Here is a 14,701-nt window from a genome sequence, read left to right on the forward strand (position 1 = left end):
CACAACCCTCCGGCCGCTGGCGACCAGAGCCAGTCGCTTAAATCAGAATCCGCGAACGCCTGCTCTCGACAAAAGCTGCCGCTTGACCGGTCCGACGCGAGCGTCGGAATGTCCCATCTACCGTTCACGGCGACTGCCCCGATGCACTTTAAGAACCTGCCCATAAATGCCGTTGGTGCTCATCAGCATTGTCGCTCTGCCGGGAAAATCTACAGCGACTGGCAATATCATTGGCAGCCACTGCCAGATCATAACTTGCGCCTATAGGGTTCGGATGCCGCTATGCGCTCCTCGATCGACTTGATCGTCCATTCGAGCTCTCCGGATGAGCATTGGGCGTATAGAACTGGTTGCATCGCCTTCCAATACGCCCTCTCGCTCTTGGAGATTAATTCAACCGCACCCCGAAGTAGCTTCGGGAACAGCGGTTCCAACTGCGCCAACGCCTGATCCAGGGTCAGTTCGTGGAGCATGACGAAGTCATCCTGGAAAACCTCGTGATCACGCCTGTGCAGTTCATTCAGGGAGTCGACGGTCCAATTCACGCCAAGAAAGTAGGCCACCATCTCGCAGGACTGGTAGAGGCTCACGAAGCGCAGATGCACCTCCGATGCGACCTCCATGTGCGCATCTCTTCCCTGATTACCGTCGATGAACTGATGAAAGTCGCCCGCATTGGAAACGATGTTCGTCAGATGGAAGACGAAATCGCGTTGGAGCCGTTCGCGACGGCCAAACACTTCGACGAGCGCAGGCCCGACCTTGCTCCGGAGGCGCAGCTTTTTCTTCAACCCGAAGGTCATGGTCTCCTGATCAGACAACTTCCCATACTCGCGGCGGATCGTAGGCTTGACCGGCGCAAACCAGATGTCTTTGGCCTGCACGTCGGCCACGAAGAGAAACACCGGCACCGGCAGCCGTTCCCAATAGTTCGCCGTGCTCGTCGCAATGGAGGGCGAGGTCGCAATGCGGTTTCCCTTCTCCCCACGCCAAGTGATGGAATCCGTCCCCTTGAGCTGGATCGAAATCAGATCGCCGGTAACGTTGCCTTCCCGGTCGGAGATCTCGACGTAGGCATCAATGCCGTAATCGCGCTCGGTGACCTCGCGCACGATCCACGTGCTCGGCGCGCATGTCTGCAGTATCTTCCACGCCTCCGCCTCGGTCAGATGGGCCTTCGGCCTCTTCGGCAACTTCATCGCCATGGCGCGTCTCCTTTTCGGACAGGATGGAGCGCCAACCAAAGCAGTTCAACGCCTTGCGAATATCGGCGCGGATTCGGGCGGCCGATTTGGCTGGCCCCTGCGATCGCGTAGAATGGCGCGATCGAAGCGCGACGACAGGTGACCAATGCCGCACATGAACCTCTCAAGACGAACGACGATCGCAGCTACCGACGTGCTTGAGGAGGCCTGGTATCAGTCGGACGTCACAGCATTCCTGATGGAACTGGGCCCGGCGGTCTACACGCAGGTCCGGTCGGAGCCGGTCAGCAAGAAGAACCGGCTTAGCGACCTGAAGCGGTTCGTGAACCTCAATCCTGGCATGCAGATCGACGGGGAGTCGATCGAGTCCCTGCTCGTCGAGCGCGCCGCGCGGTCCATTCCTCCGGAACCGGAGCACTCCTGGTCAAAGGCCCGTCAACTGACGCCCCTGATGGCGACCTTCCTTCGCGTGCTGGAACTCGACGGTTTCACCGTGTCGGACGGTGTGCTGCGCCGCGTGCTTCCGAGCGACATCGGTCTGCCGGAAACCGAATCCGATCTGATGCGGCTGCTCGCGGTCCATGGACTGGGCGTCGCCAAAGGTCACCTCATTCAGGCTATCGATGCCCACGCGCGCGGGAATTGGGCCGGCGCAAACGGCCAGATCCGAACGTTTCTCGACGCACTTCTCGACGGACTGGCAGAACGAGTTGACCCCGACGCTGCCGCACTTCCGACGGGGCAGTCTAGAAGGGCTAAGCTGGCTGCGAGCGGATTCCTCAGCCGACCGCTCAACGAATGGTCGGACGACGGCAAGGGGTTCGTAAACGGCCTGGTCAAACGTCTCCATCCCGAAGGGCCCCATCCTGGCCTCTCCGATGAGGATGACAGCACCTTCCGACTGCACACCGTCCTGTTGACGAGCACGCTGCTTTTGCGGCGATACGACAAGGGACCGGTATGACTTCGCCCCGAGGGTAAACCTATGTCGACCGCGTTTGGGAAACCACGTAATTTCCAATAATTCTGGGCGAGCCCGATCGGCAGATTCTCGTGGCAGCTTAAGACCCGAGCCGGTCGTTTGAATCAGAAACCGCGAACGTCTGCTCCCAACAAAAGCCGCCGTTGAACCGGTCGGGCGCGAACGTCGGAAATGTCCCAAACTCAGCCATCCGGCCACTGTGCGAACAGACGGTAGCTTTCGGGATCGACCTGACGGGTTAGGAATGACCGGGATTGGGGCGCATTCCCGACTGGCAGCGCCGGCCGAAACCGGCCCGACGGCTCGTGGGCCGACAGCGGACTGGCAGCTTCCGGGAACGGAATGCCCGACAGTCGCCATCGCCAGACAAGTTGGCGCCTATGACCGATAGCCCAGAATTGCCTCCGTCCGCCGGCTCAGCCACCTAGCATGGGCCGTTAATCAATAGGCGGAATAGTCCACCAACTCGGCCGGTCTACGCTTCGCGCTTTCAAGCGGCGAAAATCAGTTTTCCCGCATCGCCACAGTTCCTCGCTCAACTCCTGAATACGACCGTCTTCCGCCCGTTCATCGCCACCCTGTGCGTCACATGCCAGCCGACCGCGTGGCCAAGGACATGGTTTTCTATCTCCCGCCCCTTGCGGACCAGATCCTCCGGTGAGTCCTCATGGGTCACGCTCTCGACCGCCTGATGGATGATCGGCCCCTCATCCAACTCCGCGGTGACATAGTGCGCCGTGGCACCGATCATCTTCACGCCGTGCGCATAGGCCTGGTGATAGGGTTTCGCCCCCTTGAAGCTTGGCAGGAAGCTGTGATGGATGTTGATGCAGCGTCCGGACAGATAGGCCGCGAGATCGTCCGATAGAATCTGCATATAGCGGGCTAGGATCACGAGTTCTGCACCGCTCTCCTCAACCAGCGCCTTGATGCGCGCCTCCTGTTCGTCCCTGGTTTTGGGGGTAACCGGCAGGTGATGAAAGGGAACGTCCCGGATGTCGCTCGCGGTGAGCGCGGAGGCCGGATGGTTGGATGCGATGCCAACGATCTCGATCGGCATCTCCCCCATCCGAACCTTGTAGAGGAGATAGGCCAGGCAATGGTCGAACCTGGAGACTAGGATCAGCACCTTGACCGGCTGATCGGTTCGCACCAGCTTCCAGTCCATTCCGAAGGCGTCGGCGAGCTGGGCGACCGCGTCCGCCATCACGGAACGCTCGCTGTCGCTCTCGAAGACGATGCGCAGGAAGAAACGCCCCGTCTCACTATCCTCGAACTGGCGTGACTCCAGGATGTTGCCGCCGTGCTCGAAAATGATCCTGCTAACATTGTAGACAATGCCCGGACGGTCCGGACAGTTGACGACCAGCGTGTAGGACTGCGTCATTCAGCCTTCTCCGGGGTGCGCCAGCTGGGCGATGGGCGCCAGGGTATGAAAATCGCTGGAGTGGAAGACCAACGGCATGGTCTCGTCGGCAGCCGCTGCCCGGTGAAGGCGGAACAGGACGATGTCATGATCGCCGGCGGCGATTTCCTGCTCGACCGAGCATTCGAGCCAAGCCGCCGCATTCGCCAGGAATATGGCGCCATCGGGCGTCACTTCATACTCCAGCCCGCGGAAGCGGTCCTCACTCCACTGGGCCAACTGGCGCGCGGTTGCGGCATGGCTGTTGCTGAGGAACGAGATTCCGACGCGCTCAAGCGTCCGCAGCTGCCGCCAGGTTCCGGAGCCGCGCTTGATGCACACCGACACCAATTGCGGGTTGAGCGAGATCGCCACGAAGGCGCTTGCGGTCATGCCCACGGGCTTGCCCTGATCCAGGGCGCACAGGGCGGTGACACCGGTCGGAAACCTCCCGAAGAGACGGCGCAGCTCGGCATCGTCGCTGATGGTGCTCAGAATGTTCATCTATTGGATCCTAGATTGCCGGCTCAGGAACCGTGGTCATTAGAACGGCTTCCTCCGGTCGCTGTGCGTACCGTCGGGCAAGCGCCGCGCAGACCATCAGCTGCATCTGGTGAAACAGCATGAGCGGGAGAACGATCAGGCCCACCGTGCTCGCCGAGAAGATGATGTTCGCCATCGGCAAACCGCTCGCCATGCTCTTCTTCGAACCGCAGAACACGATGGCGATCTCGTCCTCGACCGTGAAGCGCAGGAGGCGGCTGACTGCCGTCGTGAACACCAGCACGATCGCGAGGATCACGAGATCCAGGACTATGACCAGCGCAAGGCTCTGCGGCGTCACCTTGCTCCAGATGCCCGCGACGACACCGGCGCTGAACGCCGAGTAGACGACGAGCAGGATCGATCCGCGATCGAAGAGCATCGTCAGCGTCTTCTGGCGGCTGAGCCAGTTCCCGATGAGCGGCCTCGCAAACTGGCCGACGACAAAGGGCAGAAGTATCTGCACTGCAATGTCCCGCACCGCGTCGAGCGACATCCCGCCGGAATGGGCGCTCAGCAGCATCGTCGCGAGCAAGGGCGTGATCACGACGCCGGCCAGGTTCGAGACGGAAGCACTGCAGAGCGCCGCCGGGACATTGCCGCGCGCGATCGAAGTGAAGGCGATCGACGACTGCACCGTCGAGGGCAGCAGGCACAGGAACATCAAGCCGGTGGCCAGGCCGCTGTCGAGATAGCCGCCGGTCAGCTTCAGGACCACGAAGCCGACCAGGGGGAACACGGCGAAAGTCGTGACGAACACCAGGCCCTGCAGCCGCCAGTGCGTGATGCCGGTCCAGATCGCCTTCGGGGAAATCCGGGCGCCGTAGAGGAAGAACAGGATGGCGATGGCGGCGCGCACCACCTGATCGAGCACATCCTTCCCCACTCCCCTCGCGGGAAGGATGGCCGCAACCGCCACCATGGCCATGATCGCAAGGATATAGGGGTCCAGCCGCAGCCGGCGCAGGAGAGCAGTCATCAAGGGTTCCAGAAGTTGGGCACACGGCCAGGCGGGGATCGTCGCGCGCTCGGGCTGGTCACCCAATGCGCGCGACGTCTCCGTCGACCTGTCAGGCCGAGAGTTCTTTCCGAACGATCGCCGCGCCCGCGCCCAGCGCGTACAGCTTGCCCCTCGCCACATGCCGCGACAAGGGCGCCATGCCGCAATTAGTCGACGGATAGAGCTTGTCGGCATCCACGAACTGAAGCGCCCGGCGCAGCGTGTCGGCAACTTCCTCGGCGGTCTCGACGGTGTCGGATGCGACGTCGATGGCGCCCACCATGACCTTCTTGCCCCGGATGAGCTCGATCAGATCCATCGGCACATGGGAGTGATGGCATTCCAGCGAGATGATATCGATCTTCGATTTCTGCAGGTTGGGGAAGGTTTCCTCATACTGGCGCCACTCCGCCCCCAGGGTCTTCTTCCAGTCGGTGTTGGCCTTGATGCCGTAGCCGTAGCAGATGTGGACCGCCGTCTCGCACTTCAGCCCTTCAGTCGCCTTCTCCAGGGTGGCGATGCCCCAGTCGTTCGCCTCGTCGAAGAAGACATTGAACGCCGGCTCGTCGAACTGGATGATGTCGACGCCTGCGGCCTCGAGCTCCCTGGCTTCCTGGTTGAGGATCTGCGCGAATTCCCAGGCCAGCCTCTCGCGGCTCCGATAGTGGGCATCGTAGAGCGTATCGATCATCGTCATCGGACCCGGCAGCGTCCACTTGATCGGCTGATCGGTCTGCGCGCGCAGGAACTTCGCATCCTCGACGAAGACGGAATTGGGACGAGAGACGGCGCCGACGACCGTCGGCACGCTCGCATCATAGCGGTTGCGGATCCGGACAGTCTCGCGCTTCTCGAAATCGACGCCGCTGAGATGCTCGATGAACGTCGTGACGAAGTGCTGGCGCGTCTGCTCGCCGTCGCCGACGATGGTGATGCCCGCCTGCCGCTGATCCTCCACGGCCAGGCGCAAGGCATCCTGCTTGCCCGCGACCAGCTCTTCACCCTCCAGTTTCCACGGCGACCAGAGCTTCTCCGGCTCCGCCAGCCAGGAGGGCTTGGGCAGACTGCCAGCTGTCGAGGTGGGCAACAATGTCGTCATGATGGGTAACCTTGTATTTTGTCGGGGGATCAGGCGGCGAAGCTGGCGGACCACCTCGCGAGCACGGCCTGATAGGGCTTGATGAAGCGCTCCTCGGCAAACTTGCCCTGCTCAACGGCCAGCCGGCTGCGCTCCTCACGATCGTAGACGATGCGAGTCAGCGAATAGTCCTGGTACTTGAGGCTGGGCTGATAGAGCTCCGCCGCCGCCGAATTGGCGTTGTAGATTTCCGGGCGGTAGATCTTCTGGAACGTCTCCATCACGCTGATCGTGCTGACCAGCTCGAGGCTGGTATAGTCACCGAGCAAGTCGCCGATGTGGTAGAAGGCATAAGGTGCGACGCTGTTCGGCGGCATGAAATAGCGGACCTTCATGCCCATCTTGGCAAAATACTCGTCGGTCGCGGAGAATTCGTCGTTGCGATATTCGACGCCGAGCACGGGATGCTCGTTAGTAGTGCGATGATAGGTCTTGCTGCTCGACACGCTCAGGCAGATGACCGGCGGCTTGCTGAAATTATCGCGGTAGGCGCTAGAATTCAGGAAGTGCTTGAACAAATTGCCATGCAGGTCGCCGAAATCCTGCGGCGCCCCAGCATTCGGATGCGCCTTCATGTACGCCGGCAGGACGACGCTGAAATCGTAATCGCGGACATAGGAGGAGAAGTTGTTGCCGACCATCCCGTCGATCCGCTCGCCGGTCTTCTTGTCGACGATCGTCGTCTGAAGGATCTCGATCAGGGGGAAGACCTCGTCACTCCCCTCTGAAGCCATGCTCATCTCGGCGGTGATGATCTTGAGCTCGACCGAGTAGCGATCGCCCTTGGGGTTGTCCCAATGCGCCAGCGAATTGAAGCGGTTGTCGATCATCCGCAGCGTGTTGCGCAGATTCTCCTGGCGGCTTTCTCCGCGCGCCAGATTGGCGAAGTTGGTCGTGATCCGCGTGTTATCGGCGGGATGATAATCCTCGTCGAACGCGATGCTCTTTATGGAGAACGTGAATTCGCTTTTGCTCATGACCGACCACCTGAATTGCCGGGCGGAGGGCCGAAGGAAGAGCGCGCGAGATGGGCAGCCCAGACGCCGCGCGACCGCGCGTCCTGCTTCAAGCGCGATCCACCGGAGGAACCCCCGTCCGAGGAAAGTTATGGCGCCGAAGGCAGGTCTCCTGGCTTGCGGGTCATCGCGGCGGTTCCGGCCTTCCCGAGCCTCTTGCGGAAGCTCAGTGACACGAATTGGAACCGCCACTCGCCGCTTACAGTTGCGGGGGCAGCGCCGGACTCTGCCCTGAAAGGACACCACCGGCTTCCCGTCTTAGCCCCGATCCACGCCTGAATCGGGGAACCTCGACGGGCTGCTTCAACACCATCGTAGGCGGTCTGTCAATGATGATATAAAGATATCTTTATGTCGTTATTTCATGCTCTCTTCGCCGTAGAACAGCTCGCCGAGCCGGATCTCCTCCCTGCCCTGCGAGACGCGATGCGCATTGGTATCGCGCAGCGAATAGACGCAGCCGCAATATTCCTGCTGGTAGAAGCGCTCGCGCTTGGAGATTTCGATCATCCGGCTGGCGCCGCCGCCCTTGCGCCAGTTGAACGTCCAGTAGCTGAGATCCGGGTAATGGCTTGCCGCGCGCTCGCCGGAGCCGTTGATCTGGTTCATATCCTTCCAGCGCGAGATACCGAGCGACGAGGTGATCACCGGGAAGCCATGCTCGTGCGCATAGAGCGCGGTCCGCTCGAAACGCATGTCGAAGCACATGGTGCAGCGGATGCCGCGCTCCGGCTCCCACTCCATGCCCTTGGCGCGCTTGAACCAATTAACCGTGTCGTAGTCGGCATCAACGAACGGCACGGCGTGCGCCTCGGCGAAGCGAATATTCTCCTCCTTGCGGAGGATATATTCCTCCTTGGGGTGGATGTTCGGATTGTAGAAGAAGATCGTGTAGTCGATGCCGCTGGCGGTCATCGCTTCCATCACTTCGCCCGAGCAGGGCGCGCAACAGGAATGCAGCAGCACCTTCTTGTGCCCGTCGGGCGGCGTCAGGATCGGGCGGTCGATTTCGGTCGTCATTTCGTTTCCAGATATACAACGGGCCGCGAGGACTCCCCAGTCCCCGCGACCCGTAGCCACCGCAAGCGGTAGCCGGTTCAGATCTGCGGCATGCCCTGGGGCACGATCGTCTTGATGATCGAGGCGTCGAGCTCCTCGAAATCGTGCAGGCCGATCACGTCGTACAGCTCCTGACGGGTCTGCATGCAATCGACCATCTTGTGGGTGCCGCCATTGGCCTTGATCGACGCATAAAGCTCGGCCTGCGCCTTGTTGGCAGCGCGCAGCGACGAGACCGGCCAGATCACCATCTTGTAACCCATCTCCTCGAATTCCTTCGCGGTATAGAAGGGCGTCTTGCCGAACTCGGTCATGTTGGCGAGCAGCGGCACGCCGGGCATCGCGGCGGCGAACTTCTCGAACATCTCGCGGGTATTTAGCGCCTCCGGGAAGATCGCATCGGCGCCGGCATCGACATACATTTTGGCGCGCTCGACCGCGGCATCGAAGCCCTCGACGCCCGCGGCGTCGGTACGGGCCATGATGACGATGTCACGGCTGGCCTTACGCGCGGCTGCGACCTTGGCCGCCATGTCGATCGCGGGAACCAGGTTCTTGCCGTTCAGGTGCCCGCACTTCTTGGGCAGAATCTGGTCTTCCAGATGCACCGCGCCTGCGCCCGCATCCTCGAAGGTGCGGACCATGTGCATGACGTTCAGCACCTCGCCATAACCCGTGTCGCCATCGACGAGCAGCGGAAGCCCCGAAGAGCGGGCGATCTGGCGGATGAAGAACGCCACCTCGTCCACGGTGATGATGCCGAGATCGGGCAGGCCCATGCTCGCCGTCATCGCTGCGCCAGACAGGTACAGGCCATCAAAGCCCGCATTGCGCGCCTGGATGGCCGCCTGGCCATTGTGGGCGCCCGGCAGCTGGTAGATGCCCGGTCGGGCGAGCGCGGCGCGAAAGCGCTTGCCTGCAGATTCGGTCGGCAGGTCGTCGGCTACGAGATACGGCAAAATCTATACTCCTTCAGGCAGCCCAATCAGGCGGCTACGTCTTCGCCGCGCTCGGCGAGCGGCACCCAGGTCAGGTCCTCAGGACCGGTATAATGGGCCGAGGGGCGAATGATCTTGTTGTCCTCGCGCTGCTCGATGACATGGGCTGCCCAGCCCGAGGTGCGCGAGATGACGAACAGCGGGGTGAACATCGCGGTCGGCACGCCCATCAGATTGTACGAGACCGCCGAGAACCAGTCGAGGTTGGGGAACATCTTCTTCGCGTCCCACATCACGCTCTCGATCCGCTCGGCGACCGAGAACTGGCGCTGCGCGCCGGCTTCGTCGGCAAGGCCCTTGGCGACGCGCTTGATCACCACGTTGCGCGGATCGGAGACGGTATAGACCGGATGGCCGAAGCCGATGATGACTTCCTTGGCCTCGACCCGGCGCCGGATGTCGAACTCGGCCTGGTCCGCGCTCGAATAGCGCTTCTGGATCTCATAGGCGACTTCGTTGGCGCCGCCATGCTTGGGCCCGCGCAGCGCGCCGATCGCGCCAGCGATGGCGGAGTACATGTCGGACCCGGTGCCGGCGATCACGCGCGCAGTGAAGGTCGAGGCGTTGAACTCATGCTCGGCATAGAGGATCAGCGAGGTGTGCATCGCGCGCACGAAGCTCTCCGACGGAGGCGTGCCGTGCAGCAAATGGAGGAAATGCCCGCCGATGCTGTCGTCGTCGGTCTCGACTTCGATCCGGCGGCCGTGATGCGCGAAATGGTACCAGTAGAGCAGGATCGAGCCGAGCGAGGCCATCAGCCGGTCGGCGATGTCGCGCGCATCCGGCAGATTGTGGTCGTGCGCCTCGGGCAGCACGCAGCCCAGCGCCGAGACGCCCGAGCGCATCACGTCCATCGGATGCGCGGCGGCCGGAATCGCCTCCAGCGTTTCCTTCACCGAACGCGGCAGCCCGCGCAGCTTGCGCAGCTTCTTCTTGTACGCGACCAGCTGAGTCGCGGTCGGCAGGCTGCCATGGACGAGCAGATGCGCAATCTCCTCGAACTCGCTCGTCTCGGCGAAATCGAGAATGTCGTAGCCCCGGTAATGCAAGTCGTTGCCGGTGCGGCCGACGGTGCACAGCGCGGTGTTGCCGGCGGTGACGCCCGAAAGGGCGACCGACTTCTTCGGCTTGAAGGCAGGAACGTCGTTCATCGGATCCTCTCTCAGAAACTGTCGGCCGGCACGCGCACCCAACCTTCCATCAGGATGCGTGCGCTGCGGCTCATGATTGCCTTGGTGACCGTCCACTGGCCGTCGACCTGCCGGGCCTCGGCGCCGACGCGGAGCGAGCCCGAGGGATGGCCGAAGCGGACCGCGTTCCGCGCGCCACCGCCTGCGGCCAGGTTGACCAGGGTGCCGGGGACCGCCGCCGCAGCAGCGATCGCGACCGATGCGGTGCCCATCATCGCGTGGTGGACTTTGCCCATCGACAGCGCGCGGACGAGCAGGTCGATCTCGCCGGCCAGCACTTCCTTGCCGCTAGAGGTGCGATGGTCGATCGGGGACGCGATGAAGGCGATCGCGGGCGCGCGGCCCGTCTTGACGATGCCCATGCGGGCGGCGCCCGCGGTGCGCAGCGCCTCGAAGCGCTCGAGCGCGGCCGGATCGGAGTTGATCGCCTCGCGCAGCTCGGCGCCGGTGTAACCAAGGTCCTCGGCGTTCACGAACACCGCTGGGATGCCGGCATTGATCAGCGTTGCCTGGATCGGCCCGTCAGGTCCGTCGAGCGTATCGACCAGATTGCCGGTCGGGAACATCGCGCCTCCGCCGTCCGCCGGGTCCTCGAATTCGAGCACGATCTCGGCGGCCGGAAAGGTCACGCCGTCCAGCTCGAAATCACCGGTCTCCAGCACCTCGCCGCCCGACACCGGCACATGCGCGACGATCGTCTTGCCGATATTGGCCTGCCAGATGCGGACGGTGCGGATGCCGTCGGGGCTCCCGTCATTGGCTTTGGCATCGACATAGCCGGCCTGTATCGCGAAGGCGCCGGCCGCGGTGGAGAGGTTGCCGCAATTGCTCGACCAGTCGACCAGGTCCTCGCCGATGGCGACCTGGCCGTAGAGATAGTCGACGTCGTGATCGGGCACGCTCGCCGGGCCGATGATCACGCACTTGCTGGTGCTCGACGTCGCCCCGCCCATGCCGTCGATATGCGCGGCATAGGGATCGGGGCTGCCGATCACGCGCTGGAACAGCCGGTCGCGCGCGCGGCCGGGCACGCGCACGGCCTCGGGCAGGTCCTCCGCCTTGAAGAACACGCCCTTGCTGGTGCCGCCGCGCATATAGGTGGCGGGAATGCGGACCTGGCCGGTCATGCTACCGCCTCCGCCTGGCCGGCGAGGAAATCCTGGGCGAAGCGCTGGAGCACGCCGCCCGCCTCGTAGATCGAGACTTCTTCGGCGGTATCGAGCCGGCAGGTGACGGGCACCTCCTCGGTGCCGCCGTCCTTGCGGTGGATGAGCAGCATCAGCGTCGCGCCGGGGCGGCGCTGGCCGACCACGTCATAGGTCTCGGTGCCGTCGAGCTTGAGGCCGAGACGTGTCGCGCCGAACTGGAACTCCAGCGGCAGCACGCCCATGCCGATCAGGTTGGTGCGGTGGATGCGCTCGAAGCCCTCCGCCACGATCGCCTCGACGCCGGCCAGGCGCACGCCCTTGGCCGCCCAGTCGCGCGACGAACCCTGGCCGTAATCGGCGCCCGCGATGATAATCAGCGGCTGGCGGCGGCCGAGATAGGTCTCGATCGCTTCCCACAACCGCACGACCTGGCCGTCCGGCTCGAGCCGGGTAAGCGAGCCCTTCTTCACCGCGCCGTCGACCACCGCCATCTCGTTCTGGAGGGTTGGATTGGCGAAGGTCGCGCGCATCGCGGTTAGGTGGTCGCCGCGGTGGGTGGCGTAGCTGTTATAGTCTTCCTCGGGTACGCCCATCCTGGTCAGGTATTCGCCAGCCGCCGAGGTCGGCAGGATCGCGTTGGACGGCGAGAGGTGATCGGTGGTGATGTTGTCCGGCAGGATCGCCAGCGGCCGCATGCCGGTGAGCGTGCGCGGGGACGCTGCGAGCGCGCCCAGCCCTTCCTTGTCCCAATAAGGCGGGCGACGGATATAGGTCGACTTCGGCCGCCAGTCGTAGAGCGGGCTCACTTTCTCGCCGCCGTGGAGGCGCTGGCCGAACATCGGCTCATAGACGTTGCGGAACTGCTCGGGCTTCACATGCGCGGCGACGATCGCGTCGATCTCGGCATCGCTCGGCCACAGGTCCTTCAGCCGCACTTCGCTGCCGTCCGCCGCGATGCCCAGCACGTCCTGCTCGATGTCGAAGCGGATCGTGCCCGCGATCGCATAGGCGACGACCAGCGGCGGCGAGGCTAGGAAGGCCTGCTTGGCGTATGGATGGATGCGCCCGTCGAAGTTGCGGTTCCCCGAGAGCACGGCGGTGGTGTAGAGATCGCGGTCGACGATCTCCTGCTGGATCACCGGATCGAGCGCGCCCGACATGCCGTTACAGGTCGTGCAGGCGAAGGCGACGATGCCGAAGCCCAATTGCTCCAGCTCGCCGAGGAGACCCGCTTCCTCCAGATAGAGCCGCGCAACCTTGGAGCCGGGCGCGAACGAGCTCTTCACCCAGGGCTTGCGGAGCAGCCCAAGCCGGTTGGCGTTGCGCGCGACGAGGCCGGCGGCCACGACATTGCGCGGGTTCGAGGTGTTGGTGCAGCTGGTGATCGCAGCGATGATCACCGCGCCGTCGGGCATCAGCCCCTCGCGCTCCTCGGCCAGCGCGCCTTCGAGGTCGACTGCAATGCCACGCTCATTGAGTGCGCTCGTCGGCAGGCGGCGATGCGGGTTGGACGGGCCAGCGAGGTTGCGCACGACACTGCCCAGGTCGAACTCCAGCACGCGCTCATATTGAGCGGTCTGCAGTGCGTCGGCCCATAGGCCCGTGGTCCTGGCATAGTTCTCGACCAGCTTGACCTGCTCGGCCTCGCGCCCGGTGAGCAGCAAATAGTCGATCGTCTGCTGGTCGATGTAGAACATCGCGGCGGTGGCGCCGTACTCCGGGCACATGTTCGAGATGGTCGCGCGGTCGCCGATCGTCAGGCTGTCAGCACCTTCGCCGAAGAATTCCAGCCACGCGCCGACCACGCGTTCGGTGCGCAGAAACTCCGTGAGCGCCAACACGATATCGGTAGCGGTGATGCCTTCCTGGCGGCGGCCGGTGAGCTTGACGCCGACGATGTCGGGCAGCCGCATCATCGAGGCGCGACCGAGCATCACCGTCTCGGCCTCGAGCCCGCCCACGCCGACCGCGATCACGCCGAGCGCATCGACATGCGGCGTATGGCTGTCGGTGCCGACGCAGGTGTCCGGGAAGGCGACGCCGTCGCGTGCCTGGATCACCGGCGACATCTTCTCCAGGTTGATCTGGTGCATGATGCCATTGCCGGCCGGGATCACGTCGACATTGTCGAACGCCCGCTTGGTCCACTCGATGAAGTGGAACCGGTCCTCGTTGCGGCGGTCCTCGATCGCGCGGTTCTTCTCGAACGCTTGCGGATCGAAGCCGCCATGCTCCACCGCCAGGCTGTGATCGACGATCAGCTGAGTGGGCACCACCGGATTGACCTTGGCCGGATCGCCGCCCTGATCGGCGATCGCGTCGCGCAGCCCCGCGAGATCGACGAGCGCGGTCTGACCGAGAATGTCGTGGCAGACGACGCGGGCGGGATACCAGGGGAAATCCATGTCGCGCTTGCGGTCGGCGATCTGGATCAGCGCATCGTCGAGCATCGCGGGATCGCAGCGGCGTACCAGCTGCTCGGCGAGCACCCGCGACACATAGGGCAGCGTGTCATAGGCGCCCGGGCGGAGCGCCTCGATCGCGGCGCGGGTATCGAAATAATCGAGGTCGGTGCCGGCGAGCGGCGTTCGGAACGCGCTATTCATTTCGTCGGATAATCCAGGCGTGCAAGCCGCGTCAGGATCGACGCGCTCGGAGCCACAAATGTTGAGAAGGTGAAACGGCCCGAGGCGACCATGCATTCGCGGCCGCCTTCATCGTACGCGGTGGCGGTCGCCACAACGACAAGGCCTTCCTCGCCCTTGCGGACGCACCAGGTCTCGAAACGCAGGCCTTCGATTTCCTCGCGGATCTCAATGTCACTGCACCGACGCAGCACTACCGGCTCGCCGAGCCCGGCGCGCGCGTGGGCCGAGGCCGCATCCAGGAGGCGGTCAAGCAGGTCTGCATCTTGCGGATGGGCGCGGCTAAGCATATTCGCATAATCCGCAAACCGGCGCGCAATCGGAAGTACTGAAAGAGCGAAGGTCTGCGAACTCGGATTTGCGAATTAGCAA

General features: G+C 63.4%; 13 protein-coding genes and 1 riboswitch. Of the genes, 1 reads left to right on the forward strand and 12 read right to left on the reverse strand.

Going from position 1 to position 14,701, the window contains the following annotated elements:
• Positions 1–248: 248 nt before the first annotated feature.
• A complete protein-coding gene (locus FHR20_RS11270) occupies positions 249–1,205 on the reverse strand; it encodes a DUF4365 domain-containing protein (RefSeq protein WP_167299741.1) in 957 nt (318 codons plus the stop codon).
• Between the two features lie 145 nt (positions 1,206–1,350).
• On the opposite strand from FHR20_RS11270, the gene FHR20_RS11275 reads away from it, so the two are divergent.
• A complete protein-coding gene (locus tag FHR20_RS11275) occupies positions 1,351–2,169 on the forward strand; it encodes a hypothetical protein (protein ID WP_167299742.1) in 819 nt (272 codons plus the stop codon).
• A 553-nt stretch (positions 2,170–2,722) separates the two neighbouring features.
• Here the strand turns inward: FHR20_RS11275 and purU are convergent.
• From purU to FHR20_RS11330, 11 genes are all read right to left on the reverse strand, one after another.
• Entirely contained in the window at positions 2,723–3,574 is an 852-nt protein-coding gene (purU, locus tag FHR20_RS11280) for a formyltetrahydrofolate deformylase (RefSeq protein WP_167299743.1), read from the reverse strand.
• Complete coding sequence (locus FHR20_RS11285) at positions 3,575–4,096, reverse strand: flavin reductase family protein (protein WP_167299744.1); 522 nt, start codon at positions 4,094–4,096, stop codon at positions 3,575–3,577. It abuts the gene before it with no gap.
• A 10-nt stretch (positions 4,097–4,106) separates the two neighbouring features.
• Positions 4,107–5,114 carry a bile acid:sodium symporter family protein gene (locus tag FHR20_RS11290; RefSeq protein WP_167299745.1) on the reverse strand — a complete coding sequence of 336 codons (1,008 nt, stop codon included), beginning with the start codon at positions 5,112–5,114 and terminating at the stop codon, positions 4,107–4,109.
• 91 nt (positions 5,115–5,205) lie between these two features.
• Positions 5,206–6,234: a methionine synthase gene (locus FHR20_RS11295; RefSeq protein ID WP_167299746.1), complete on the reverse strand. Its 1,029-nt coding sequence runs from the start codon at positions 6,232–6,234 to the stop codon at positions 5,206–5,208.
• A gap of 29 nt (positions 6,235–6,263) precedes the next feature.
• Positions 6,264–7,250, reverse strand: coding sequence for a DUF1852 domain-containing protein (locus FHR20_RS11300; protein ID WP_167299747.1), 987 nt, complete (start codon positions 7,248–7,250; stop codon positions 6,264–6,266).
• 124 nt (positions 7,251–7,374) lie between these two features.
• Positions 7,375–7,597, reverse strand: a riboswitch (cobalamin riboswitch).
• Positions 7,598–7,646: 49 nt separating this feature from the next.
• On the reverse strand, positions 7,647–8,309 hold the full coding sequence (locus FHR20_RS11305) for an epoxyqueuosine reductase QueH (protein WP_167299748.1): 663 nt from the start codon (positions 8,307–8,309) through the stop codon (positions 7,647–7,649).
• 77 nt (positions 8,310–8,386) lie between these two features.
• Positions 8,387–9,307 (reverse strand): methylisocitrate lyase, encoded by a 921-nt coding sequence (prpB, locus tag FHR20_RS11310; RefSeq protein WP_167299749.1) that lies wholly within the window; start codon positions 9,305–9,307, stop codon positions 8,387–8,389.
• A 26-nt stretch (positions 9,308–9,333) separates the two neighbouring features.
• Positions 9,334–10,497, reverse strand: coding sequence for a bifunctional 2-methylcitrate synthase/citrate synthase (gene prpC / locus FHR20_RS11315; RefSeq protein WP_167299750.1), 1,164 nt, complete (start codon positions 10,495–10,497; stop codon positions 9,334–9,336).
• An 11-nt stretch (positions 10,498–10,508) separates the two neighbouring features.
• Positions 10,509–11,663, reverse strand: coding sequence for a 2-methylaconitate cis-trans isomerase PrpF (prpF, locus tag FHR20_RS11320; RefSeq protein WP_167299751.1), 1,155 nt, complete (start codon positions 11,661–11,663; stop codon positions 10,509–10,511).
• Positions 11,660–14,290 carry a Fe/S-dependent 2-methylisocitrate dehydratase AcnD gene (acnD, locus tag FHR20_RS11325; protein ID WP_167299752.1) on the reverse strand — a complete coding sequence of 877 codons (2,631 nt, stop codon included), beginning with the start codon at positions 14,288–14,290 and terminating at the stop codon, positions 11,660–11,662. Before acnD ends, prpF begins: the two co-directional genes overlap by 4 nt.
• Positions 14,287–14,619 carry a hypothetical protein gene (locus FHR20_RS11330; RefSeq protein ID WP_167299753.1) on the reverse strand — a complete coding sequence of 111 codons (333 nt, stop codon included), beginning with the start codon at positions 14,617–14,619 and terminating at the stop codon, positions 14,287–14,289. The genes acnD and FHR20_RS11330 overlap by 4 nt, the downstream gene beginning before the upstream one ends.
• Positions 14,620–14,701 lie beyond the last annotated feature (82 nt).

Origin of the sequence: Sphingomonas leidyi (assembly GCF_011761945.1) — a bacterium.
Classification (GTDB): domain Bacteria; phylum Pseudomonadota; class Alphaproteobacteria; order Sphingomonadales; family Sphingomonadaceae; genus Sphingomonas; species Sphingomonas leidyi.

Excerpts from the sequence above, each read along its gene's own strand:
- FHR20_RS11270 (WP_167299741.1), bottom strand. The coding sequence starts at position 1,205 with ATGGCGATGAAGTTGCCGAAGAGGCCGAAGGCCCATCTGACCGAGGCG.
- FHR20_RS11275 (WP_167299742.1), top strand. The coding sequence starts at position 1,351 with ATGCCGCACATGAACCTCTCAAGACGAACGACGATCGCAGCTACCGAC.
- purU (WP_167299743.1), bottom strand. The coding sequence starts at position 3,574 with ATGACGCAGTCCTACACGCTGGTCGTCAACTGTCCGGACCGTCCGGGC.
- FHR20_RS11285 (WP_167299744.1), bottom strand. The coding sequence starts at position 4,096 with ATGAACATTCTGAGCACCATCAGCGACGATGCCGAGCTGCGCCGTCTC.
- FHR20_RS11290 (WP_167299745.1), bottom strand. The coding sequence starts at position 5,114 with ATGACTGCTCTCCTGCGCCGGCTGCGGCTGGACCCCTATATCCTTGCG.
- FHR20_RS11295 (WP_167299746.1), bottom strand. The coding sequence starts at position 6,234 with ATGACGACATTGTTGCCCACCTCGACAGCTGGCAGTCTGCCCAAGCCC.
- FHR20_RS11300 (WP_167299747.1), bottom strand. The coding sequence starts at position 7,250 with ATGAGCAAAAGCGAATTCACGTTCTCCATAAAGAGCATCGCGTTCGAC.
- FHR20_RS11305 (WP_167299748.1), bottom strand. The coding sequence starts at position 8,309 with ATGACGACCGAAATCGACCGCCCGATCCTGACGCCGCCCGACGGGCAC.
- prpC (WP_167299750.1), bottom strand. The coding sequence starts at position 10,497 with ATGAACGACGTTCCTGCCTTCAAGCCGAAGAAGTCGGTCGCCCTTTCG.
- prpF (WP_167299751.1), bottom strand. The coding sequence starts at position 11,663 with ATGACCGGCCAGGTCCGCATTCCCGCCACCTATATGCGCGGCGGCACC.
- acnD (WP_167299752.1), bottom strand. The coding sequence starts at position 14,290 with ATGAATAGCGCGTTCCGAACGCCGCTCGCCGGCACCGACCTCGATTAT.
- FHR20_RS11330 (WP_167299753.1), bottom strand. The coding sequence starts at position 14,619 with ATGCTTAGCCGCGCCCATCCGCAAGATGCAGACCTGCTTGACCGCCTC.